The 23,825-nt window shown below is 40.5% G+C and carries 26 protein-coding genes; 5 read left to right on the top strand and 21 right to left on the bottom strand.

Annotated features, from left to right (window positions below; translation table 11 throughout):
• Nucleotides 1-22: 22 nt before the first annotated feature.
• From atpG to mioC, 12 genes are all read right to left on the bottom strand, one after another.
• On the bottom strand, nucleotides 23-883 hold the full coding sequence (atpG, locus tag AC0L4E_RS18980; RefSeq protein WP_220754408.1) for a F0F1 ATP synthase subunit gamma: 861 nt from the start codon (nucleotides 881-883) through the stop codon (nucleotides 23-25).
• A gap of 51 nt (nucleotides 884-934) precedes the next feature.
• On the bottom strand, nucleotides 935-2,476 hold the full coding sequence (gene atpA, locus AC0L4E_RS18985) for a F0F1 ATP synthase subunit alpha (RefSeq protein WP_220754407.1): 1,542 nt from the start codon (nucleotides 2,474-2,476) through the stop codon (nucleotides 935-937).
• A gap of 14 nt (nucleotides 2,477-2,490) precedes the next feature.
• Entirely contained in the window at nucleotides 2,491-3,024 is a 534-nt protein-coding gene (gene atpH / locus AC0L4E_RS18990) for a F0F1 ATP synthase subunit delta (protein WP_220754406.1), read from the bottom strand.
• Nucleotides 3,025-3,040: 16 nt separating this feature from the next.
• Nucleotides 3,041-3,511, bottom strand: a complete 471-nt coding sequence (atpF, locus tag AC0L4E_RS18995) for a F0F1 ATP synthase subunit B (RefSeq protein WP_055025454.1) — start codon at nucleotides 3,509-3,511, stop codon at nucleotides 3,041-3,043.
• Between the two features lie 26 nt (nucleotides 3,512-3,537).
• A complete protein-coding gene (atpE, locus tag AC0L4E_RS19000) occupies nucleotides 3,538-3,795 on the bottom strand; it encodes a F0F1 ATP synthase subunit C (RefSeq protein ID WP_012157432.1) in 258 nt (85 codons plus the stop codon).
• Between the two features lie 32 nt (nucleotides 3,796-3,827).
• Complete coding sequence (gene atpB, locus AC0L4E_RS19005) at nucleotides 3,828-4,649, bottom strand: F0F1 ATP synthase subunit A (protein ID WP_220754405.1); 822 nt, start codon at nucleotides 4,647-4,649, stop codon at nucleotides 3,828-3,830.
• A 12-nt stretch (nucleotides 4,650-4,661) separates the two neighbouring features.
• Nucleotides 4,662-5,045, bottom strand: coding sequence for an ATP synthase subunit I (locus tag AC0L4E_RS19010; protein WP_153915775.1), 384 nt, complete (start codon nucleotides 5,043-5,045; stop codon nucleotides 4,662-4,664).
• A gap of 225 nt (nucleotides 5,046-5,270) precedes the next feature.
• A complete protein-coding gene (locus tag AC0L4E_RS19015) occupies nucleotides 5,271-6,164 on the bottom strand; it encodes a ParB/RepB/Spo0J family partition protein (protein ID WP_473681083.1) in 894 nt (297 codons plus the stop codon).
• Between the two features lie 15 nt (nucleotides 6,165-6,179).
• Entirely contained in the window at nucleotides 6,180-6,962 is a 783-nt protein-coding gene (locus AC0L4E_RS19020) for a ParA family protein (protein ID WP_473681085.1), read from the bottom strand.
• A gap of 57 nt (nucleotides 6,963-7,019) precedes the next feature.
• Nucleotides 7,020-7,643, bottom strand: coding sequence for a 16S rRNA (guanine(527)-N(7))-methyltransferase RsmG (rsmG, locus tag AC0L4E_RS19025; protein WP_473681087.1), 624 nt, complete (start codon nucleotides 7,641-7,643; stop codon nucleotides 7,020-7,022).
• Nucleotides 7,644-7,762: 119 nt separating this feature from the next.
• On the bottom strand, nucleotides 7,763-9,652 hold the full coding sequence (gene mnmG, locus AC0L4E_RS19030; RefSeq protein WP_473681089.1) for a tRNA uridine-5-carboxymethylaminomethyl(34) synthesis enzyme MnmG: 1,890 nt from the start codon (nucleotides 9,650-9,652) through the stop codon (nucleotides 7,763-7,765).
• Between the two features lie 475 nt (nucleotides 9,653-10,127).
• Nucleotides 10,128-10,571 carry an FMN-binding protein MioC gene (mioC, locus tag AC0L4E_RS19035; protein WP_473681091.1) on the bottom strand — a complete coding sequence of 148 codons (444 nt, stop codon included), beginning with the start codon at nucleotides 10,569-10,571 and terminating at the stop codon, nucleotides 10,128-10,130.
• 127 nt (nucleotides 10,572-10,698) lie between these two features.
• Here mioC and AC0L4E_RS19040 point away from each other — a divergent pair, with 127 nt between their 5' ends.
• Nucleotides 10,699-12,072 carry an alanine/glycine:cation symporter family protein gene (locus tag AC0L4E_RS19040; protein ID WP_473681093.1) on the top strand — a complete coding sequence of 458 codons (1,374 nt, stop codon included), beginning with the start codon at nucleotides 10,699-10,701 and terminating at the stop codon, nucleotides 12,070-12,072.
• 80 nt (nucleotides 12,073-12,152) lie between these two features.
• On the opposite strand, the gene fghA is transcribed toward AC0L4E_RS19040, so the two are convergent.
• Together fghA and AC0L4E_RS19050 are read right to left on the bottom strand one after the other, a co-directional pair.
• On the bottom strand, nucleotides 12,153-12,995 hold the full coding sequence (gene fghA, locus AC0L4E_RS19045; RefSeq protein ID WP_473681095.1) for an S-formylglutathione hydrolase: 843 nt from the start codon (nucleotides 12,993-12,995) through the stop codon (nucleotides 12,153-12,155).
• Between the two features lie 100 nt (nucleotides 12,996-13,095).
• The gene (locus AC0L4E_RS19050; RefSeq protein ID WP_473681097.1) at nucleotides 13,096-14,226 is read right to left on the bottom strand and encodes an S-(hydroxymethyl)glutathione dehydrogenase/class III alcohol dehydrogenase; all 1,131 of its coding nucleotides are present in this window, start codon (nucleotides 14,224-14,226) and stop codon (nucleotides 13,096-13,098) included.
• A gap of 143 nt (nucleotides 14,227-14,369) precedes the next feature.
• On the opposite strand from AC0L4E_RS19050, the gene AC0L4E_RS19055 reads away from it, so the two are divergent.
• The 3 genes from AC0L4E_RS19055 (at nucleotide 14,370) to ardB (ending at nucleotide 17,354) form a co-directional block, all read left to right on the top strand.
• The gene (locus tag AC0L4E_RS19055) at nucleotides 14,370-15,245 is read left to right on the top strand and encodes a LysR substrate-binding domain-containing protein (protein ID WP_473681099.1); all 876 of its coding nucleotides are present in this window, start codon (nucleotides 14,370-14,372) and stop codon (nucleotides 15,243-15,245) included.
• 211 nt (nucleotides 15,246-15,456) lie between these two features.
• On the top strand, nucleotides 15,457-16,977 hold the full coding sequence (gene ardA / locus AC0L4E_RS19060) for an acrylate reductase flavoprotein subunit ArdA (RefSeq protein WP_473681101.1): 1,521 nt from the start codon (nucleotides 15,457-15,459) through the stop codon (nucleotides 16,975-16,977).
• 23 nt (nucleotides 16,978-17,000) lie between these two features.
• Complete coding sequence (ardB, locus tag AC0L4E_RS19065) at nucleotides 17,001-17,354, top strand: acrylate reductase cytochrome subunit ArdB (RefSeq protein WP_473681103.1); 354 nt, start codon at nucleotides 17,001-17,003, stop codon at nucleotides 17,352-17,354.
• 199 nt (nucleotides 17,355-17,553) lie between these two features.
• On the opposite strand, the gene AC0L4E_RS19070 is transcribed toward ardB, so the two are convergent.
• Nucleotides 17,554-18,423: a LysR family transcriptional regulator gene (locus AC0L4E_RS19070; RefSeq protein WP_473681105.1), complete on the bottom strand. Its 870-nt coding sequence runs from the start codon at nucleotides 18,421-18,423 to the stop codon at nucleotides 17,554-17,556.
• A gap of 133 nt (nucleotides 18,424-18,556) precedes the next feature.
• On the opposite strand from AC0L4E_RS19070, the gene AC0L4E_RS19075 reads away from it, so the two are divergent.
• Nucleotides 18,557-19,204, top strand: a complete 648-nt coding sequence (locus tag AC0L4E_RS19075) for a TetR/AcrR family transcriptional regulator (protein ID WP_473681107.1) — start codon at nucleotides 18,557-18,559, stop codon at nucleotides 19,202-19,204.
• A 25-nt stretch (nucleotides 19,205-19,229) separates the two neighbouring features.
• On the opposite strand, the gene AC0L4E_RS19080 is transcribed toward AC0L4E_RS19075, so the two are convergent.
• The 6 genes from AC0L4E_RS19080 to rpmH all read right to left on the bottom strand — a co-directional run bounded on the left by AC0L4E_RS19080 (nucleotide 19,230) and on the right by rpmH (nucleotide 23,681).
• Nucleotides 19,230-19,844, bottom strand: coding sequence for a 3'-5' exonuclease (locus AC0L4E_RS19080; protein ID WP_473681752.1), 615 nt, complete (start codon nucleotides 19,842-19,844; stop codon nucleotides 19,230-19,232).
• 32 nt (nucleotides 19,845-19,876) lie between these two features.
• Complete coding sequence (gene mnmE / locus AC0L4E_RS19085; protein ID WP_473681109.1) at nucleotides 19,877-21,235, bottom strand: tRNA uridine-5-carboxymethylaminomethyl(34) synthesis GTPase MnmE; 1,359 nt, start codon at nucleotides 21,233-21,235, stop codon at nucleotides 19,877-19,879.
• An 82-nt stretch (nucleotides 21,236-21,317) separates the two neighbouring features.
• Entirely contained in the window at nucleotides 21,318-22,946 is a 1,629-nt protein-coding gene (gene yidC, locus AC0L4E_RS19090) for a membrane protein insertase YidC (protein ID WP_473681111.1), read from the bottom strand.
• Between the two features lie 3 nt (nucleotides 22,947-22,949).
• Nucleotides 22,950-23,204, bottom strand: coding sequence for a membrane protein insertion efficiency factor YidD (gene yidD / locus AC0L4E_RS19095; RefSeq protein ID WP_473681113.1), 255 nt, complete (start codon nucleotides 23,202-23,204; stop codon nucleotides 22,950-22,952).
• Nucleotides 23,171-23,527 carry a ribonuclease P protein component gene (gene rnpA, locus AC0L4E_RS19100; RefSeq protein ID WP_102529117.1) on the bottom strand — a complete coding sequence of 119 codons (357 nt, stop codon included), beginning with the start codon at nucleotides 23,525-23,527 and terminating at the stop codon, nucleotides 23,171-23,173. The genes yidD and rnpA overlap by 34 nt, the downstream gene beginning before the upstream one ends.
• Before the next feature lie 16 nt (nucleotides 23,528-23,543).
• Nucleotides 23,544-23,681 carry a 50S ribosomal protein L34 gene (gene rpmH, locus AC0L4E_RS19105; protein ID WP_011867659.1) on the bottom strand — a complete coding sequence of 46 codons (138 nt, stop codon included), beginning with the start codon at nucleotides 23,679-23,681 and terminating at the stop codon, nucleotides 23,544-23,546.
• Between the last annotated feature and the right edge of the window lie 144 nt (nucleotides 23,682-23,825).

A 23,825-nucleotide genomic window follows, 5' to 3' on the forward strand; every position in this document is an offset into this window, starting at 1 on the left:
AAACTTGATTTCGTTACCTAACCTAAACCGCTGCAGCGCCTGAAACAATCTCCGACAATTCCTGCGTAATCGCGGCTTGTCGTGCCTTGTTGTAAACTAACTGCAAATCGCTGATCAAATCGCCTGCGTTGTCGGTTGCTGCCTTCATCGCTACCATACGGGCAGCTTGTTCAGACGCAATATTCTCAACAACACCTTGGTAAACTTGAGACTCAACATAACGTGTCAGTAAAACTTCCAAAATATCTTTTGGATCTGGCTCGTAAATATAATCCCAAGGATACTTAGCTACTTCTTCTTCCGATTTAGGCAAAGGTAGCAGCTGCTCGATCACAGGAGTCTGGGTCATTGTATTAACGAATTTGTTAAATACAATAAACAGACGGTCCAATTTACCTTCGTTGTAAGCTTGAAGCATAACTCTCACGGTACCGATTAAATCGGCTAACTTAGGCGCATCGCCTAAACCTGAGGCATGGGCAGAGATATCTCCACCAAAGCTTTTGAAAAACTGAACACTACGTGCGCCAATAGGACAAAATTCAACATCTGCCCCTTGTTCTTTCCAGTTTTTCACGTCTGATACAACCTTTTTGAAAAGGTTGACGTTCAGACCACCACAAAGGCCACGGTCGGTTGACACAACAATGTAACCAACCCGCTTGGCATCTCGAACTTCCAAATAAGGATGTTTATATTCAAGAGTACCTTGCGCTACGTGACCGATCACCTTACGCATATGCTCTGCATACGGGCGGCTAGATGCCATACGTTCCTGCGCTTTGCGCATTTTGCTGGCAGCAACCATTTCCATAGCAGAAGTGATCTTTTGAGTGTTTTTAACACTCGCGATCTTGGTTTTAATCTCTTTAGCGCCGGCCATTTCTACTCTCCAATCTGGGACCGAAGGTGCCCAAAGACACCTCGATAATTATTACCAGGTTTGGGTTTCAATGAACTTGTCCATGCCCGCTTTTAATTGACTTTCAATGTCTGCGTTGTAATCGCCAGAAGCATTAATAGTATTAACAAGCTCAGCATGTTCGCTGTTCATGAATGAAAGCAGAGCAGCTTCGAAGCTACCGATTTTACTTAATTCAACACTCTTCAAGTAGCCTTTTTCAGCTGCGAAGATTGAGATAGCTTGGGCAGCAATGCTCATAGGAGCATATTGCTTTTGCTTCATAAGTTCGGTAACACGCTCACCATGCTCAAGTTGAGCACGAGTTGCATCATCTAAGTCAGATGCAAATTGTGAGAACGCAGCAAGCTCTCGATACTGTGCTAACGCGGTACGAATACCACCAGACAGTTTCTTAATGATCTTAGTCTGAGCCGCACCACCAACACGAGATACTGAAATACCTGGGTTAACAGCAGGACGTAAGCCTGAGTTAAATAAGTCAGTTTCAAGGAAGATTTGACCATCAGTAATCGAAATTACGTTAGTCGGTACGAATGCAGATACATCACCTGCTTGGGTTTCAATAATAGGCAACGCAGTTAAAGAACCGGTTGTACCTTTTACTTCACCGTTAGTGAATTTCTCTACATAGATTTCGTTTACACGTGAAGCACGTTCTAATAAACGAGAATGTAGATAGAATACATCACCTGGGTATGCTTCACGTCCTGGTGGACGCTTCAATAGTAGAGAGATCTGACGGTAAGCAACTGCTTGCTTAGATAGATCATCATATACGATTAAAGAATCTTCACCGCGGTCACGGAAGTATTCACCCATTGAACAACCAGAGTATGGTGCTAAGTATTGTAATGCTGCAGCTTCAGAAGCTGTTGCAACTACAACGATAGTGTTAGCTAATGCACCGTGCTCTTCAAGCTTACGTACAACGTTAGCGATTGTAGAAGCTTTTTGCCCTACCGCTACGTATACACATTTAATGCCTGAATCTTTCTGGTTGATAATTGCATCGATAGCCATCGCTGTTTTACCAGTCTGACGGTCACCAATGATCAATTCACGTTGACCACGACCAATAGGGATCATGGCATCAACGGCTTTATAACCAGTTTGGATTGGTTGATCTACAGACTGACGTTCAATAACACCAGGAGCAATCACTTCAATAGGAGAGTAACCATCGTTGTCGATTGGTCCTTTTCCATCAATTGGCTCACCAAGGGTGTTAACAACGCGGCCTAATAAACCACGACCTACTGGTACTTCAAGAATACGACCAGTAGTTTTAACTTTTGCGCCTTCTGCTAAATTAGCATAAGGACCCATTACTACGGCACCGACAGAATCACGTTCTAAGTTCAACGCGATTGCAAAACGGCCACCAGGCAGTTCGATCATTTCACCTTGCATTACATCGGCAAGGCCGTGAATGCGAATGATGCCGTCACTTACTGCAACGATTGTACCTTCGTTGCGAGCTTCACTAACGACGTCGAACTGCTCGATCCGCTGCTTAATCAGATCGCTGATTTCAGTGGAATTCAGTTGCATGCTCAAACTCCCAATTACGATTGTAGCTTATCAGACAAGCGCGATAGATTACCGCTAACAGAGCCATCAATGACTAAGTCGCCTGATTTAATAATTACACCGCCAATAAGCGATGCATCTACACTACAATTCAGCTTAACTTTGCGTGCGAGACGTTTCTCAAGAGAAACACTAATTTGCTCTTCCTGCTCAGAACTTAGCTCAGTCGCTGAAACAACAGTTGCTTCAACTTCTTTTGCCCATTCATTGCGGTACTCAGCAAAAAGTAGAGAGACTGTTGGCAGTATCTCTAAACGACCGTTTTCAGCCATAACCTTTATAAGGTTTTGACCCTGTGCGTTTACCTGCTCACCACATACTTCAATAAATAGTGAGGCAAGTTTAGCACTAGCCAATGAACCACCAAGCAACGGTTGAATTGATTCGTTTTCACTAACCAATGCCGCGAAGTTCAGCATTTCTGCCCAATCTTCAATTGCTTTATGTTCAACAGCAAAATCAAAAGCTGCCTTTGCATAAGGACGAGCAATGGTGCTTATTTCAGCCATAACTCCGATTCCTTAATTAAATTTCAGCAACAAGTTTATTAACTATGTCACTGTGAGCTTCTGGATCAATCGAACGTTGAAGAATTTTCTCTGCACCTGTTACAGCAAGAGTAGCAACTTGCTTACGCAAGTCATCTTTAACGCGATTACGTTCGTTTTCAATTTCAGCTTGACCTTGAGCGATGATTTTCGCACGCTCTGTATCAGCTTCAATTTTCGCTTCTTCAACTATTTGAGCTTTACGCTTATTAGCTTGCTCAATAATTTCATTAGCAGTCGCCTTCGCTTCTTTTAGTTGCTCATTAGCTTTCGCTTGAGCCAACTCTAGATCTTTTGCAGCACGTCCTGCATCAGCTAGCCCATCGGCAATTTTCTTCTGGCGTTCTTCGATAGCGTTCATCAATGGCGGCCATACAAACTTCATGCAAAACCACACGAAGAGTGCAAAAGAAATCGCTTGGCCTAGCAGGGTAGCGTTAATACTCATAACGACAACTCCTTCTAAGGGGGCGATTAGCCAGCTAATTGACCTAAGAATGGGTTAGCGAATACGAAGAATAATGCAACACCAACTGCAATCATTGAGATCGCATCAAGTAGACCAGCTACGATGAACATCTTAGTTTGTAATGCTGGAGCAAGTTCTGGTTGACGAGCTGAAGCTTCTAAGAATTTACCACCTAAGATAGCAAAACCAATACCAGTACCTAGCGCTGCTAAGCCAATCATGATCGCAACAGCTATTGCTGTAAAGCTAATTACAGTTTCCATTTTATCTCCGATAAATAACTAATTTTATTAAATTAATGTTCTTCATGTGCCATGCTTAGATATACAATCGTAAGCATCATGAAGATAAACGCCTGCAGCACAATAACCAAAATATGGAAAATAGCCCAAGGCACTGATAATGCAAACTGAGCCCACCAAGGCATCAGTGCTATCAGAATAAAGATCAACTCACCTGCATACAGGTTACCAAACAGACGAAGTGATAATGAAATCGGCTTCGCAATCAAAGTCACTGTTTCCAATACTAAGTTTACTGGAATCAAAGACCAATGATTGAAAGGTTGTAAGGTCATTTCTTTTGTGAAACCACCAAATCCTTTTACTTTAATACTGTAAAAAACAATCAACGCGAACACGCTCAAGGCTAAACCAAGAGTTACGTTTAAGTCGGTTGTTGGTACAATTTTAAGGTAAGGAACACCTAAAAATCTGTTTGCGGCTTCAGGTACAAAGTCAACTGGAATTAAGTCCATTAAATTCATCAGGAAAACCCAGACAAAGATAGTCAGACCTAATGGTGCTATAACAGCGTTACGCCCATGAAATGAGTCTTTAACGATTTTATCTACACCTTCCACGCACATTTCAACGAAACATTGAAATTTACCTGGAACGCCAGTTGTTGCTTTTTGTCCTACTTTGAAGAATGCCCACAAAAATAGAACCCCAAGACCTACTGAAAACAAAAGTGAGTCAATGTGCCAAGTCCAAAACCCGGCATCTTGACATGCATAGTTAAAAGCAATTCCGCCATCGGCAGAACACATTTTCGCATTAGTCAGGTGATGCTGGATATACTCGGAAGCAGTTAATGCTTCACCAGTTGTCGCCATGATTAATCTCACTTAATTTTGCTTGAAGTATAAAGGGGCTGTCCAAGGTATTAGTAATGCCAACAAATAACAGCTAAATAACGGCATAAATGGCGTTTTTAGCATGCCAAATGCGATGGCAAACAACACAATGGTTAGCAGCAACTTTACCGCTTCCCCCAAGAAAAACATCCAAACGACTTTTCCTGACGCTTTAGCTCCCGCATGAGAGAAAGCAAGGGTTGCGAATACAAAATTAGGGAGTACAGCAATGAGACCACCTGCTAAAGCAGATAAGCCATACTGAGCTCCCCACAGAGCGAAAAAGAAAATTGAAGTTCCCCCAGCTACCGCCGCCTGTAACAACACTATTCGATAGGCTGACCACCGGCCACGACGCGCTAAAACCTTACTCAATTTTGAATCTCCGCATTAGTACTTATTTTTCCACTGCGCCATTAATGTGATCATTAACAACTCAGACAGGAAAAAAAGCATGCAAAGTATACCTTTTCACACCTTGTTTGCAACTTTGATGAGAGGTTAAACAGTGATATTAGGCGTGATTTGGCTCTAAATTTCTAAAAAGTCAAAATTACGCCTTGTTACAAAGTTACTATTGAAATGACTTTGTTGGGGGATTTAGTGGATTTTGCTAAGTATTCCATCCAATTCAGCAAGATCTTGGTAGTTTATTACAATTTTACCTTTACCTTTACTGCCATGATTAATCGCAACTTTAGCACCTAATTTTTCAATTAACTGTTGCTCTAAGCGGGTTACATCATGATCTTTAGTTGGTTTTTCGGCTTCTTTAGTCGGATTTAAGGCTTTATTAACTAATCGTTCAGTTTCACGAACTGTCATTTCTTTAGAAGCGACCAATCGAGCTAAATTAGTTTGCTCTTCACCTTCAATAGCGAGTAAAGCACGAGCATGACCCATGTCTATATCGCCATATTCTAATAAACGTTTAACAGGTTCATTTAAACTATTTAAACGTAATAAGTTAGAAACACTTGCTCTAGATTTACCGACTGCATCGGCGGTTTGTTGATGTGTTAACTCAAATTCTTCTAGTAATCGCTGTAATGCTATGGCTTCTTCCATCGCATTTAAATCTTCTCGTTGGATGTTTTCTATCAAAGCAATAGCAACTGCTGACTCATCCGGTACCTGTTTAACAATACATGGGACTTTGTCTAATTGAGCTATTTGCGATGCTCTCCAGCGGCGTTCACCTGCAATAATTTCATATTTTTCAGCATCAATTTTGCGCACAACAATAGGTTGAATCACCCCTTGTGATTTAATTGACTCCGCTAGCTCTTCTAACGCCTCAGGTGACATGTCTTTACGCGGTTGATACTTACCAGACTGCAGTAAATCTAAATCGAGCATCAGTAAGCCATCTTCTTTTGGCGCTTGGGTTACTTCAGCTTCTGTTTGAGTCTGCTCAGTTTTTCGGCTCGCAGCGTTGCTATTACTTAATAAAGCATCCAAGCCCTTACCTAAACCGCGTTTTTTTAACGTCATTTTATTCCCTTACGCTTACTTAGATTCTGTTTGTTGCTCTGCGCGGCGAATGATTTCACCCGCTAAAGCTAAATAGGCTTTGGCACCAGCACTAGATTTATCGTAATACATTGCAGGAGCCCCAAAACTTGGCGCTTCAGCTAATCGAATATTGCGTGGAATCACGGTGCGGTATACTTTTTCGCCAAAATGTTGTTTTAACTGATCAGATACATCATTTGATAATCGATTACGAGGATCGTACATCGTCCGTAATATCCCTTCGATACTCAAATTAGGATTAACCATCGCACCTAACTTGGTTATGGTATCAATCAATGCCGTTAAGCCTTCTAAGGCATAGTATTCACATTGCATTGGTACTAACACTGAGTCAGCAGCCGACATCGCATTAACTGTCAGCATGTTCAGTGATGGCGGACAATCAATAAAGATAAAATCATAATCATCTTTTACTTCTGCCAATGCATTTTTTAATCTAATTTCTCTGGCGAAAAACTCCATGAGTTTAATTTCAGCCGCAGTAACATCACCATTACCTGCAATCAGATCATATTTACCCGTGGTATCTTTAATGACTATTTCGGCAAAAGGTTTTTCTTCAACAAGTAACTCATAAGCTGTATTTTCAACTTCGTACTTATCGACACCACTACCCATAGTGGCATTACCCTGTGGATCAAGATCGATTAACAGCACCTTGCGTTTTGTGGCTGCAAGCGAGGCTGCTAAATTAACACAAGTTGTTGTTTTTCCTACGCCACCTTTCTGGTTGGCTACGGCAATGATTTTACCCACGTGTTCACCCTAAGGACATATTTACGATGTCCGATAATATTTATTCTATTGCTAGTGTTATGATTTCTTCACTAGCTTTAACAGATGTCTTTGCTCATCTAACTTTGGCACTGTCAATGTGATGGTTTCTACCACCTCAAAACCAGCAGGAATACTGGTTAATTCAGCATCGCTGAGCTGGCCTTTTAGCGCATAAAATTGACCATTATCAGCAGGTAAGTGATGACACCAAGTCAACATATCTTCAATTGAGGCAAATGCACGGCTAATAACACCATCAAATTTTTGCTCAGGTTCATAAGCCTCAACACGGCTTTCAACTGAAGTAATGTTATTGATCTTTAATTCAAATTGAACCTGTTTTTGAAAACGGATCCGTTTTCCTAAACTGTCTAGCAGTACAAATTCTTTGTCAGGATTTAAAATAGCTAATGGGATCCCAGGTAAGCCTGGTCCAGTCCCAACATCAATGAATCTTTGTCCCTTAAGATAAGGAGAAACCACCAAACTGTCCATAACATGACGGATTAACATCTGTTCAGGATCTCTGACTGATGTCAGGTTATAGGCTTTATTCCATTTATTTAGCATGGTAACAAACCCAACCAATTGTTGCTGTTGAGTTTCAGTCGCTGAAATATTGGTTTCAGCTAGATATGTTTTAAGTTGATCGGCTAGCACGCTAAGTGACCTCGAAATCAAAGGGAATCATAAATCATCGGGTATTATGAATGGCAGAAATGACTAAGGGAAGCCTCAAAGCTTCCCTTATTGGTCAAAACACAACTTTTTGCTGGTATTTAAGCGCTTTTACGCAATAAACCACGTTTTTTAAGGTGAACCAACAAAATTGAAATAGCTGCTGGCGTCATTCCTGAGATCCGTGAAGCTTGGCCAATGGTTTCTGGTTTATGCTCATTCATCTTCGCAATGACTTCATTAGATAAACCCGCCACCTCTTGATAATCGAGATCTAACGGTAAACTTGTCGTTTCATGACGAATGGCTTTATCGATCTCGCCTTGCTGTCTTTGAATATAACCAGAGTATTTTACTTGAATTTGTACTTGCTCTGCAGCACGTGCATCTTCAATTGCAGGTCCAAAACCTTCTAAGCTCATGAGCTTTTTGTAATCCATTTCAGGACGACGCAATAGATCTTCAAACGACGCTTCACGAGAAATAGGTGTATTCAATTCAGGATTCAAAACATCTAGCAGTGGAGAATTATTGTGGACCCAATTACTGCGTAACCGCTGTAATTCAGTTTCAATAGATTCTCTTTTCTCGCTAAATTTCTGCCAACGATCGTCATCAACTAAACCAAGTTCGCGACCTTTTTCAGTTAAACGAAGATCTGCGTTGTCTTCACGAAGCAATAATCGATATTCAGCACGGCTGGTAAACATACGGTATGGCTCTTTAGTACCTAGTGTTGATAAATCATCAACTAACACACCGATGTATGCTTGATCGCGTCTCGGACACCAAACCTCTTTACCTTGAACTTGTAAAGATGCGTTCATTCCAGCTAATAAGCCTTGAGCACCCGCTTCTTCATAGCCTGTCGTACCATTGATTTGTCCAGCAAAGAACAAACCATCAATATTTTTGGTTTCTAATGAATTTTTAAGGTCTCGAGGATCGAAATAATCATATTCAATGGCATAACCAGGACGAATTATCTCTGCGTTTTCCATGCCTTGAATTGATCTAACTAAATTTAACTGCACATCAAAAGGCAAACTGGTTGAGATCCCATTAGGATAGATCTCATTGGTGGTTAGCCCTTCTGGTTCAATGAAGATTTGATGAGAGGTTTTGTCTGCAAAACGATTAATTTTATCTTCGATCGATGGACAATATCTTGGGCCAATACCCTCAATAACTCCTGAGTACATTGGGCTACGATCAAGTCCACCACGAATAATATCGTGAGTTTTTTCATTGGTATGAGTGATAAAACAAGAGACTTGCTCAGGGTGTTGCTCAACATCACCAATGAACGACATCACTGGTAACGGATCATCACCTTTTTGCTCTTGCATTTTATCAAAATCAATCGTGTTGGCATCGATTCTTGGTGGTGTACCCGTTTTAAGACGTCCAACACGAATTGGTAATTCTTTTAAACGATTTGCTAGTGCAATTGCTGGTGGATCACCTGCACGGCCACCACTGTAATTTTCTAATCCAATGTGGATTTTACCACTAAGGAAGGTACCCGTTGTTAATACAACACTTGGAGACTCGAATGCTAATCCCATTTGAGTCACTACACCAACAACTCTATTATTTTCAACAACTAAGTCATCTACTGCTTGTTGGAAAATACGTAGGTTAGGTTGATGTTGGAGAATTTGCTGAATTTTTTGACGATAAAGCGCTCGGTCAGCTTGAGCACGAGTTGCTCTGACTGCTGGCCCTTTGCTTGAATTTAAGGTTCTAAATTGAATACCTGCGAAGTCAGTGGCTGTTGCCATTGCACCACCTAAGGCATCAATTTCTTTAACCAAATGGCCTTTACCAATACCGCCTATTGCTGGGTTACAAGACATTTGTCCGAGGGTATCAATATTGTGAGTCAGTAAGAGAGTTTTAGATCCCATTCTTGCTGCTGCAAGTGCCGCTTCAGTTCCGGCATGACCACCACCAACAACAATAACATCAAACCGTTCATGAAAATGCATTTTGTAACCTTGGGTAAAAGTAATTTTTCTAATTTACAGTCAAATCTGAATTTAGATCGATAGAGTGTTTCAGCCGAGTATTTTAGCACTTGCTTTGCCTTTCGGGAATGATCAATTTTCTCATTTTGATCAGACACGCTTCGCTTAATAGATCTTAAGATCTTTAAATAGATCTTTTTATTACTATTACTATTAGGATCGAGGTTTTCTGTGGAAAAGCCTATTTTTCTTTTATAATCATGAGTTAATGTTAAAACGATCCTGTGATCTAACTGCGATCAATTTCAATATAACTTGGGGATAGATCGCCTAGTTATCCACAGGGGTGATCTTTAACAAGATCGGGTGTGGATCAATACAAAGTTATGATCGGATAAAATAATAGCTTATCCACATAGTTATCTTTTAAATTAACTTATTGTGGATAAGATTAGATCATATTGTGGGTATAAATGAAGATATTAACCAAGTTTCACTAATTAATATTTGCTTGCCACTCAGATAACCAAGCTAAAGCAGCGTCTTCAGGTACAGGATCCATTTGTACATCAATCTGGATCTTATTCACAATGGCTTGTGCTTTCAAAAGATCTAGTTGAGAAATTATTTTTTCAGGGCCTTGGCAAAAAGTATCGTAACTTAAGTCACCAATGGCACATAAAGCATATTTCACTGATTTAAGATCGTCTTTAGTTGCGATCAATTGCTGATAAAATGGTTCAATATTGTCTGGAAGATCACCTGCTCCGTGGGTAGAACACACGATTAACCACAGTGAATTTAGGTCTAAATCTGCAAGATTTGGTGTTAAATGTATCTGGATTTGATGACCTAATTCGGTCAGTTGAGCTGCCATATCATCAGCAACATATTCGGTTCCGCCTTGTGTCGTACCGACTAATATATCTACTTTTGCCATGCTATTACCTTAATTTTGGCCACTATTAGCCATAGTTTAAGTCATAGTTTACGCAGATTTGCCATTGCACAAAGCGGTTTTTGTCCGTATTTTCAAAGATAACTTTTAACAAACTTGTAACTTACCTATGTCTCTTGTTTCTATTACGGCTGAAATTGCTGATTTAGCATGGGGACCACACATGTTGGTTCTTTTAGTCGGTGGTGGCCTATTTTTCCTTATTTATTCTAGGTTTATCCCATTTCGTTATATCGGTCATGCTATCAATATTGTGCGTGGGAAGTATCCTGATAAGGGTGCAGAAGGTCATATTAGCCATGCCGGTGCACTATCCAGTGCGATGGCTGGAACCGTTGGTATGGGCAATATTGGCAGTGTTGCTGTGGCTATTATGGTTGGTGGTCCTGGGGCTATTTTTTGGATGTGGATTAGTGCAATCGTCGGAATGGCAACCAAATTCTTTACCTGTACTTTAGCTATTATGTATCGAGGTAAAGATGAAAATGGCGATGTGCAGGGTGGACCTATGTACATTATTACCCAAGGTTTATCTAAGAAATGGCATTTTTTAGCGGTATTTTTCTGTGTAGTTGGTCTTGTAGGTAATTTTCCATTATTCAATTCAAACCAATTAGTGCAGATTATTCGTGAATGGCTAATTGTAAAACCGGGATATTTTCCAGCTAATGAATCCACTTTTTGGATCGATTTATCTCTTGGTATTGTGGTGATGTTGATTGTTGCTAGCGTTATTTTAGGCGGGATCAAACGTATTGCTTCTGTCGCAACTAAAGTTGTGCCACTGATGATCTTCATTTATATGAGCTGTGCTTTTTACGTAATAGCCACTAATTTGGTTGATATTCCAGGGTATATTGAATTGATCATAACTGAAGCCTTTTCATTAAACTCTGTGGGTGGTGGCATATTGGGTACTATGCTGATTGGTATTCGCCGTGCTGCTTTTTCAAATGAAGCGGGTATTGGTACTGAAGTGATGGCTCACGGCAGTGCTAAAACCAATGAACCCGTAAAAGAAGGTTTAGTAGCGATGTTGGGGCCTGCAATTGATACATTGATTGTGTGCACAGCCACTGCAATGATCATTCTTATTTCTGGAGTATGGCAAGGCGGAGAAGCTGAAGGGGTTAATCTATCTGCGCATGCTTTTGAAATTACTATGCCTGGTGTGGGCCCATATTTACTGATCTTATGTGTGATTTTTTTCAGTATTAGTACCATATTTACTCAAGCGTTTTATGGTGGCCAATGTTTTGCGTTTTTATTTGGTAGAAGTCGTTTACGTTATTATCAATACTTTTTCTTGTGTGCGATTTTATTTGCTGCAACCGCAAGTTTACGAGAAATTGTTAATATCATTGATGCCGCTTACGCGTTGATGGCTATCCCGACTATGGTTTCAGCTATTTTGTTAGCGCCAAAAGTCAGACAAGCTTCAAAGCTATATTTTGCTAAATTAAAGGCTAGCAATATAAATTAGTTCACCAATTTAAAAAGATAAAAAGGAGTCAGATTATTAAGTCTGACTCCTTTTTTGATTGGTCGTTACTATATTGATTATTAATCTAGTAAGTATTTTCCGTGAAACCTAAGATGATCTTCTATAAAACTGCTGATAAAAAAGTAGCTGTGATCGTAACCTTGCTGCATACGCAAAGATAACGGGTAGTTAACAGCTTTTGCAGCCTCAATTAACGTTTCAGGCTTTAACTGTTCAGCTAAGAAATTATCATCAGAGCCTTGATCCACCAGCATAGGTAATGTTGACTTAGTTACTTTCATTAATTCGACACTGTCGTATTCAGGCCAAGTTTGTTGATCATTTCCTAAGTAACCCGTTAATGCTTTTTGTCCCCAAGGACAATCAATTGGATGACAAATAGGACTAAATGCAGAAACAGATTGATATTGCTTCGGGTTTTTGAGTCCAATAGTAATAGCACCATGGCCGCCCATTGAATGGCCACTAATACTGCGTTTATCGGACACAGGAAAATGTTGTTCTATTAGAGCCGGTAGCTCATTAACTACATAGTCGTACATTTGATAGTGAGTATTAAAGGGCGCTTGGGTGGCATTTACATAAAACCCCGCACCTAAACCAAAATCATATGCTCCATCAGGATCGTCTGCGACATTCTCACCACGCGGGCTGGTATCAGGCGCTACAATTGCGATACCCAGTTCCGCAGCGATTCGTTGAATACCTGATTTTTGCATAACATTTTCATCAGTACAGGTTAAACCTGATAGCCAATAAAGCACAGGCACTCTTTGCGATGCTGCTTGCGGTGGTAAATAAATAGCAAAACGCATACTGCAATTAACAGTGGTTGAAATGTGGGTGTATTGCTTTAACCAGCCGCCAAATACTTTATTACTGCTGATATTTTCAATGGTCATTCGAGATCCTTTAAGCGGCAATGCTCTTGAATTAGTGTTGATCTAAACCTTGTCCATCATATTAAAGATGGACAAGATTACAGCTTAACTGAGGAAAAAATTACTTATCGAAATGAATGACGGTTCGGATACTCTCACCGTTATGCATGAGATCGAAAGCATCGTTAATCCCTTCAAGTCCCATGGTATGAGTAATGAAATGATCTAACTTAAATTCACCATTTAGGTATTGTTCAACCATACCTGGTAATTCACTACGACCTTTAACGCCACCAAATGCGCTACCTTTCCAAACTCGGCCAGTCACTAATTGGAATGGACGGGTTGAGATTTCTTGGCCTGCACCAGCAACACCAATGACCACTGACTCGCCCCAGCCTTTATGACAACACTCTAGAGCGCTGCGCATGACATTAACGTTACCAATACACTCGAAAGAGAAATCAACACCGCCATCAGTCAATTCAACAATTACATCTTGAATTGGTTTATCGTAATTTTTAGGATTAATACAATCAGTTGCACCTAGTTTGGTTGCTAATTCAAATTTTGATTCGTTTAAATCAATACCGATAATGCGTGATGCACCAGCCATGGTAGCGCCAATAATGGCCGATAAACCAATGCCGCCTAAACCAAAAATAGCTACCGTATCGCCTTTTTGAACTTTAGCGGTATTCAGCACTGCGCCCATACCCGTTGTGACACCACAACCTAATAAACAGACTTCTTCTAATGGGGCATCTTTATTCACTTTTGCTAGTGAAATTTCTGGTAATACTGTGTATTCAGAAAAAGTTGAGCAACCCATATAATGAAAAATAGGCTCGCCATCTTTATAAAATCGGGTAGTACCGTCAGGCATTAATCCTTTACCTTGTGTTTCGCGAACCGCGCTACAAAGGTTGGTTTTACCTGAAGTACAGAATTTACATTTGCCACATTCTGCAGTGTAAAGTGGGATAACATGGTCGCCAACTTTTACACTGGTTACGCCTTCACCGATCATTTCAACTATTCCGCCACCTTCGTGACCAAGAATTGCCGGGAACACACCTTCAGGATCATCACCAGATAAAGTAAATGCATCAGTGTGACAAACACCTGAAGCAATAATCTTAACCATTACTTCGCCTGCTTTTGGGTACATAACATCAACTTCTTCAACTGATAAAGGTTGACCTGGTCCCCACGCTACAGCGGCTTTTGATTTAATAAATTGTGCTGACATTATGTTTGTCCTTATTAAAGATGAACGAATAAAGTGAATCTACTCAGTGTAGATGAGATTTTGTAGTGATAGAGCTATTGTATTTATTTTCTGTCAGTTGATAATAAGCTTAAATGACAAATAACTTTTACGAGTGAGTAATAATGCTGCCATGGGAAGGAGTTTATGAGTTTGTCGCTGTTGCTGAAACCGACAGCTTTACGGCGGCGGGAAAGCGTTTAGCTATTTCAACCGCGCAAGTCAGCCGCCAAATTAGCCAGATTGAAAATCGATTAAATACTAAACTTTTTTATCGCACCACTCGAAAAGTGTCGCTTACTGAAGAAGGCCAAGTGTTTTATCGTCATTGCAGACAAGTGATTGATGGTCTAGAAGAAGCTGAACGTGCTATTAGTAGTTTGCAAAATAAACCTCAAGGGCTAATTAAACTGACTGCACCGGTGACTTATGGTGAAAAATTTATCATGCCAATAGTGACAGACTATATGCAGCAATACCCTGATGTAGAAGTTATCTGTGAACTCACAAATCGACAATTAGATTTAGTCGAAGGTGGTTATGACTTGGCTATTCGCTTAGGTCGATTACCAGATTCCAGCATGATGGCAAAACGCTTAACCAGCCGTGAGCAGTTTGTGTGTGCTGCTCCTGACTACATTAATCGCTTTGGTGCGCCATATTCATTATCGGAATTAAGTCAGCATAATTGCTTAATAGGCTCCCAATCCCATTGGCATTTTAATGAGTCTGGTAAAGACAGAAGTATTAAAGTGCAGGGAAATTTGCAATGCAGTAGCGGCATTAGTTTGCTTGATGCGGCTTTAAAGGGTTTGGGTATTGTGCAATTACCTGGCTACTACGTTAAGCAAGCAATTCGCGAGAATAAACTAAAGGTGTTATTGGCCTCTTTTCAGCAAGAAAAAGAAGGTATTTGGGCTTTGTATCCGCAAAACCGTCACTTATCACCAAAAGTCAGATTACTAGTGGATAAGCTGACTGAGTGCCTTTCTAAAAAGTAACTTAAGTCGTTAATTTAGTTTGTTAGATAGCCAGCGTTTTGGAATTGGTTCCAAATCGTTAGCTTATAGCTATATTTGATTAAAATATGCGCTATCGTATAGTTTTTAATATCTACTCCTTTATGTATAGGTAACTGTCGTTTGATCCTCTTTTTGGAATTGATTCCATCTTTATGATGGATAGGTCAATTTAAACAAAGGGTGATGACCTATGAGTAATGTAGATCTGTTAGGACGCCGTAAATTTATCGCGGGTTTAGGCGCTGCAGCTGGTGCTGCTATGGTAGCTCCTGCGATGGCTGTTTCTGAAAAAGCAGACGGTGTGAAGTGGGATAAAGAAGTTGAAATCGTCATTATTGGTTCTGGTTTTGCTGGCTTAGCTGCAGGGATTGAGGCAACAAAACTGGGCGCAAAAGATGTCCATATTTTTGAAAAAATGTCTTACTTTGGTGGTAATTCAGCGATTAATGGTGGCTTATTTGCAGCGCCAGGAACGCCAATGCAATCTAAAGAAGGCGTAAAAGATTCTGTTGATCGCATGGTTGCTGATCAAATGGCTGCTGGTCGCGGTATTGCGGATGAAGCTTTACTTCGTCACGTTGCTGAACATGCAATGGAAGCATTACAAATGACCTTTGATGCGGGCTCTGAATACCATCCGTATCTTCAACAGCTTGGTGGTCACTCTGTTGCACGTACCTACCAAACTACAGTGAGCTGTGGTGCTGGTATTACCCAACCGTTATTACATAAGTGCCGCGAATTAGGAGTTCATACTCATAATCGTTCTAAGTTCGAAGGTTTCTTGATTGGTGATAAAGGTGAAGTACTCGGCGTTAAAATGCGTGATAACTATCATTTTGATGAAGACCAGCCAGGTAAAGTCATTAATATTCGCGCTAAACGTGGCGTAATAATGGCAACAGGTGGATTCGCACAAAACGTTAACTTACGTATGGCGCAAGATCCAACGTTAACTTCTGAAGTGGGTTGTACCAATGCTCCAGGTGCCACAGGTGAAGGGATGTATGAGATGTTCCGCCTTGGCGCTGTACCTGTTCATTTAGCACATATTCAATCAGGCCCATGGGCATCACCAGATGAAGGTGGTTTTGGTTATGTGTCTAACTACTCTATTTACAATTTCCCACATTCAATTGCGATTAACCGTTTAACGGGTAAACGCTTTATGAATGAAATTGCTGACCGTAAAACTCGTGCGGATGCAGAGCTTGCTTGTCGTGATGAGCAAGGCAATGCATTACCTCCAATCTTAATTACCAGCTATAAGGATTCTAAAAAGCATCCTAATACTAAAAAAGTGATTAAGTACAATGTCGGTTGGAAGTTTGATTCTATTGAAGAGCTTGCCTCTCATTTTAAAGTGCCAACTAAAGCACTTAAAACCCAAATTGAAGAATATAACCAGTACGTTAAGTCTGGTGAAGATACTCAATTTGGCAAGAATATGACCAAGGCGAAAGACAAGTATATTGAAGCACCGTTTACCGTTGTTCGTTTATGGCCAAAAGTGCATTACTGCCAAGGTGGCGTGCAAATTACCACTAAAGCAGAAGTAAAAGATAGCTTTACTGGTAACCCTATTACGGGTTTATACGCTGCTGGTGAAGTGTGTGGTGGTATTCATGGTGTCAGCCGTTTAGGTAGTTGTTCAATCCCTGAATGTATGGTCATGGGAATGACAGCCGCTCGCAGCATGATGAAAGCATAAGCCCTAAACAAGAGGAATTATTGATGAACACATTAAAGATGATACTTGCGCTGGGTTTACTTTGCTTAAGCAGTGCAACAGTTCAAGCGGTTGAAATTAGAGACCATCATAAGGAAGTGATTGGTAAGGATTGTAAAGCTTGTCATGATCAAGGGATTAAACAATTTCCTTCAGATCAAGCTTGTCAGCAGTGTCATGATGTAGACGAACTTGCTGAAACGACTGCTCGAAGTGAAGAAGATAAGTGGCAGAATCCGCACAATAACTTACATTACGGTAAAGAGTTACCTTGTCAGGAATGTCATGGTGAGCATAAAGCGAAAGAGCCTATCTGTAGCGATTGCCATACGTTCAAATACGACAAACATAAAAAGTAACTTAATGCATTGGTTGTTAGTTTCCCCCTTTCAATCAATATAGTAGTCACTTTTTGATAAGCCTCTAACTTAATAGTTAGGGGCTTTTTTATCGATTGAATATAGGCATATGATCAAAGCTACGCGTAATTTCTATCAGCTATAGAAAAGTAAAAAGCCAACTTACTTAAGTTGGCTTAGTCTGACGCACCATAGATAATTAGCTGTCAGCAACTTCTGCTAAGTTTTCAACATTGGCTTTAATTAACGAGATCAGTTGTTGAGTTGCATCAGTTTGGGTATCTGGATTCAGATAAAGCGCTTCATTAAAGACTGGTAAAGTGGGGAGTCCATGTTCAACTGGATCTAATATCTGCATTTTATCGTTAATACGAAATTCTGCGACGGGTGCAATGGTTAGATCGTTTTCAACCGCCATGCATAATGCTTGTGGTGAAGGAGTTGAGAGTAATACATTGATCGAGCGCATCGTCAGTTGATGATTAGCAAATACTTGGGCACGAATAGGGCAGTTTTCAGGATATAACGCCATCGGGATCACGTTGCGTTTATGGGCATTACCATTTTTAGCAGCGACCCAATGAAAGCGTCGTTCAAACAGTAATTCGCCATTAGCCGGTGTTTGCCAATGGGTTGCGACTATCACGTCAAACTCACCTTGTTGTAAGCGCTTATATAGATTACCGCTGACATCGGTATCAATCACTAGCTCTATTCGGGTAAATTCACGAATAAATTCTAATAAACAGCTGCTCAAATAACGTTTTATATAGTCAGTTGGCACACCTAATCGAATAATTTCTCTATTTTGGCAATCTTTTAAATCATCCAATGCTTTTGAATTTAACTGCATCATTTTATAGGCGTAGTTAAGCAAAGTGACGCCTGATTCAGTCAGGGTTACACCTTTATTATCGCGAATTAGCAGTGGTTGGCCGACACTTTCTTCAAGCTTTTTAATTTGTAAACTTAAGGCTGATTGAGTTCGATAAATCTGCTCAGCTGCTTTTGAAAGGTTGCCGTTTTCTGCGACCGCGATGAAGCTTTCTAGTAATTCAATTTTTAACATTGGCTTTAGAAAAACTGGCTATTGAAATTGTTCATAGTGGTATCAGTATTACTTAATATCGAAGAGGTAAAAAGCTTGTTACTGTGTGAATGTGAACTGATAACATATTTTGAGCAAAAGTAAGGGATGCATCATGAGTACTTGGCAACAAAGAGGGGATTACCTCGTTGAAGTTTCTCAGCGTTGTTTAAAAGGACATAAAACATTTGATTTGTGTCGGTCACACTTAGTGAAAGCCAGTCAGATTTCTAAGGGTACTATTTACAACCATTTCCCCACTGAAGCGGATTTAATGGTTGCGATAGCTATTAATGATTTAAATCGCTGGAGTATTCAGGCTGAGCTTGATGAACAGAATTACCAAGATCCTCTAATTCAATTTTTAGCACATCAATGTTGGCGTTTACATGACACCCTAGTTAATAAAACATTTGTCATTGAAAGGGTCATGCCTAATTCAGATGTGTTATCTCAAGCAAGTGAAGTTTATCAGCAGGCATATCAACAAAGTTATGATGCTTACTTTGTATGGTTTAATAGCATGACTGCAAAAATAGGTAAGGTTGAAGGCTTTAATCGCGATGAATTAGTGATGAGCTACTTACGTGGCGCGATGATTAATTGTGATGATGCTGATAAGGACGGAAATGATGTTCAGCTATATTATCAATACTGTTATGCCATCGTTCAATTGTTAGGGCATTCAGATAAAAGATTACCTGCAATTGCTAAATTTAAAGAATGGTTAAGTACCATGCCGCAACAGCAATCGGCGGCATAAGATACTAATAACTTAATTTTAAAGGTTATTGTGTTAAAAAAGCCATGACTTTTGCCTTTGGCATACCTGTAATCGTTTGAATTTTATCAAAAGTGACAGCTTGCTGAGGTTGGTGCTGTTTAATCGTTTCAAGCTGGTGGAGCCATAAATGCCCTGTCATGGTGGCGTCGGCTAACGCTCTGTGAAAAACACCGTCATTGGGTAGCTGGTGGTAATCAACCAAGGTTCCGAGTTTATGGTTAGGCGCATCTTGGTTTATTCTGCGAGACAGCAACAAAGAGCAAGCAAATTGTCCTGAGTATTGGTGATTAATTCGCTGAAATTCCGCATCTAAAAACTTTTTATCAAAGCTGGCGTTATGCGCCACTAGGTTAAAATCTTCAATAAAATCAGCAAAGCGCGCCATCACGGTTTCGCAATCATCTGCAGTTTGCAGCATTTGATTGCTAATGCCTGTGTAGTTCTCAATAAAACTATTAACTCGACGTCCTGGGTTCATTAATTCTTGAAACGAATCAACAACTACGCCATCGACTAGTTTTACTGCGCCAATTTCAATGGCGCGGTCGGCATTATCTGGTGATAAACCTGTGGTTTCAAAATCGAGTACGATGACGGTATTTGCTAAAGCTGATTCAATAGACACTAATTTTTCTCTTTTAAAATTTTGGCTTACTTACCAATACAGAAGGAGCTAAAGATTTTACCCAGTAGGTCATCTGAGGTGAATTTACCGGTAATTTCAGATAGGGCCATTTGTGCCATACGCAGTTCTTCTGCTAACAACTCGCCAGCTAAATAGACTTCAAGTTGCTCTTTACCCAGCTGTAAGTGACTAGCAGCTAAGTCTAATGCTTCTAAATGACGACGACGGGCGATAAAACCACCCTCAAGGTTACTTTGATAACCCATGAGGGTCTTAAGGTGCTGTTTGAGCTCCTCAACGCCTAAGCCTGTTTTAGCTGAAATACGGTAAACACTGTAACCGTGTTCATCTGTAGTCATGACAGGTTCACCGGTTAAATCTGCTTTGTTACGTACTACAGTTACCCCAAGTCTTGCTGGTAAACGGTCAATAAAGTCTGGCCAGATGTCATGTGGATTAACATCAGTGGTGGTGGTGCCATCGACCATAAATAACACTCGGTCTGCAGTCGCTATTTCATCCCATGCGCGTTCAATACCGATTTTTTCTACGGTATCAGCAGTATCACGTAAACCAGCAGTATCGATAATATGCAGAGGCATACCATCTAAATGGATATGTTCGCGCAGAACATCACGAGTAGTACCCGCAATTTCAGTCACAATAGCTGACTCTTTACCAGCTAACGCATTTAACAGGCTAGATTTACCAGCATTAGGACGACCGGCAATCACGACTTTCATACCTTCACGAATAATAGAGCCTTGCTTGGCACTAGCTTGAACTGAATCAAGTTTGTCGATGATTTTATAAAGCGAATTAGCAATTTTACCGTCTGATAAAAAATCGACTTCTTCATCAGGAAAATCAATCGCTGCTTCGACGTACAAACGTAAATTAGTCACTTGTTCAACTAATTGATGAACTTCATCCGAGAACTCGCCCTGAAGCGAATTTAACGCGCTTTTAGCTGCTTGTTCACTGGTTGCATCAATAAGGTCAGCAATGGCTTCTGCTTGGGTTAAATCAAGCTTATCGTTCATAAAGGCTTGTTCACTAAACTCACCAGGTTTAGCAATTCGAAGACCATCAACTTCCATCACACGCTTAATTAGCATGTCTAAGACGATTTGGCCGCCATGACCTTGCAATTCCAATACGTCTTCACCTGTAAAGGAGTTAGGCCCTTTAAAGAATAAGGCTATCCCTTGGTCAATGACTTCACCTGTCGCACTTTTAAAGTCACAGTAGTCGGCGTAACGGGTTTTAGGTAAATGGCCTAAAACGCTTTGTGCGACTTCAGTTGCTTTATCACCTGATACACGAATGATACCGACGCCGCCACGACCTGGTGCGGTTGCTTGTGCCACGATAGTGTCTGTCATTGAAGAAAACCTTGTTGAAAATAGTAAAGGAAAAGGCGGCTTAATAGCCGCCTTTAAAGATTATATCAGTTCGAGCTATGACTTATTTTAAGCCTTTTTTCTCTAAACCGGCATAAATAATCTTTTGTTGTGTAATTGCCACTAAGTTACCCACTAACCAGTAAAGAACTAGTCCTGATGGGAACCATAGGAAGAACACAGTAAAGATAACTGGCATCCACTGCATCATCTTAACTTGCATAGGATCCATGGTTGGTGCCATTGGCTGCATTTTCTGCATTAACCACATAGACACACCCATTAGTAACGGTAGTACGTAGTAAGGATCTTGAACCGATAAATCGTCAATCCAAAGCATGAATGGTGCATGACGTAATTCATAACTTTCTAGTAATACCCAGTACAATGCGATGAAAATTGGCATTTGTAGCAAGATAGGAAGACAGCCACCCATAGGGTTAACTTTCTCTTTCTTATACAGCTCCATCATTGCTTGACCCATCTTTTGACGGTCATCACCGAAACGTTCTTTCAGTTCAGCAAGTTTAGGCTGTAGGTTACGCATTTTCGCCATTGAGGTGTATTGCGCTTTAGTCAGTGGGTATAAAAGACCACGAACAGATAGCGTAATTAAAATAATCGCTAAACCCCAGTTAGTTACGATTGACTGGAAGAACATCAGTAACTTGTAAATAGGGATTGCTAACCACCAAAGGAAACCATAATCAACTACAAGGTTTAAGGTTTCAGAAATACTAGAAAGTGCTTTTTGGTCTTTAGGACCAACAAAGAACTGTGCACTAATGGTTTGTTGAGTACCTGGAGCAATATCATGTACTGCACCGCGGAAACCAATGTTGGCTTGTCCACCAGCACTCATGCTAGTGAAAATAGTGTTCGAGTCATTTGCTGGTGGTACCCAAGCTGACACATAGTAATGCTGAAGCATTGCTGCCCAACCACCTAGTGTTTGTTGGTTTAAGTTACTTTTAGCAATATCTTCGAAATCATACTTTTCGTAACGAACATTCTGAGTTGAGAATGCTGCACCACGGTAAGTTGGCATCATCATGCTGCTTTCAGATGCTTGAACGGTTTGTTTAATTTGACCGTACATTTGCATTTGAAGCGGCGCTGCAGTGGTGTTGTTTACGTTGTAATCAACGGTAACGTCAAACTGACCACGAGTAAAAGTAAATACTTTGGTATAGCTTGCGCCGTTTGCATCTACATAGCTCAATGGTACTGACAAAGTGTCTTGGCCAGCTGCTAATTCATATAATTCAGATTCAGCAGAAAAATGTGCACGACCGTGAGTACTGCTATCAATACCATCACGTCCGATTAAGCCACTTTGAGAAATATAATTGAATGCACCGTTTTGCTCTAAAAGAACAAAAGCTTCATCACTATCGATTTCAACTTTATGGTCAACAAGTGCTGCATAAACAATATCACCGCCTACAGGGTCGATTTTAATGTTTAGCTGATCAGTGTTAACTGAAATCAGATTTTGAGTCGCCGGTAATTGAACAGGCATGCTTGAATCAGCATCGGGTACGTCGCCAATATTTGACGAAGGTACATTATTCGTTTGAACAACCGATTGTGTTGCTGTCGGTTGTGGTGCTTTATCGTCTTGCCATGCTTGCCAAAGTAAAAAGCTGACAAACAGTAGTGCGATAAGCATTAAATTGCGTTGAGATTCCATAGCCTATTTGTTACACCTGTCGTTTTTAGGGGGGACGGGGTCACTTCCGCCGGGATGTAAAGGGTGACATTTTAGTATGCGTTTCGCTGCAAGCCAACAACCTTTCGCAGTTCCATGCGTTTTTATTGCATCAATCGCATAATTAGAGCACGTTGGGTTAAATCTACAGCGAGGTCCCAGCATGGGGCTGATAAGAAGTTGATAACCACGAATAGCCTTGGTGGCTAGCCATTGTAACGGCGACTGAGCTTGCGCCATAACTTCTCTGTTAATTTATGTAGTTCTGCATTTTCCATATCAACCACGCCATTTCGAACCAAGACAACAATATCAAGATTTGGAATGTCATGCTGACTTAAACGGAAATTTGTTCTGATTATTCGCTTAATACGATTACGATCACTGGCGTTTTTAACAAAACGTTTTGCAACTGTTAATCCAATACGAGGATGTTGTTCTGAATTAGGTATCGCGAGCAGAGTTATTTCAGCAGAAGATGCTTTGATGGGATTTGAAAATACAGATTTGAATTGCGCGGGAGTTAACAGACGTAACTCCCGCGTAAAAGCATAGCTAGTCACTATGAATATCTACCGATTAAGCAGATAAACGAGCGCGACCTTTTGCACGACGACGTGCAATCACTTTACGGCCGCCTACAGTGGCCATACGTGCGCGGAAGCCGTGAGAACGCTTACGCTTCAGGTTGCTTGGTTGAAAAGTACGTTTACTCATTTTGGCAATCCGTATATTTAGTAGTTAATAAACCTTACATTCTTAAAATAAGAGGCAAGGGCAAAAAAGAGGCCGAATTGTAATCACTTTAATCACTACCGTCAACAAGGAAAGTAGCTATATGCACAATTTTTACCTAATTAC

The organism is Shewanella sp. GJ50-10 (genome assembly GCF_055808815.1).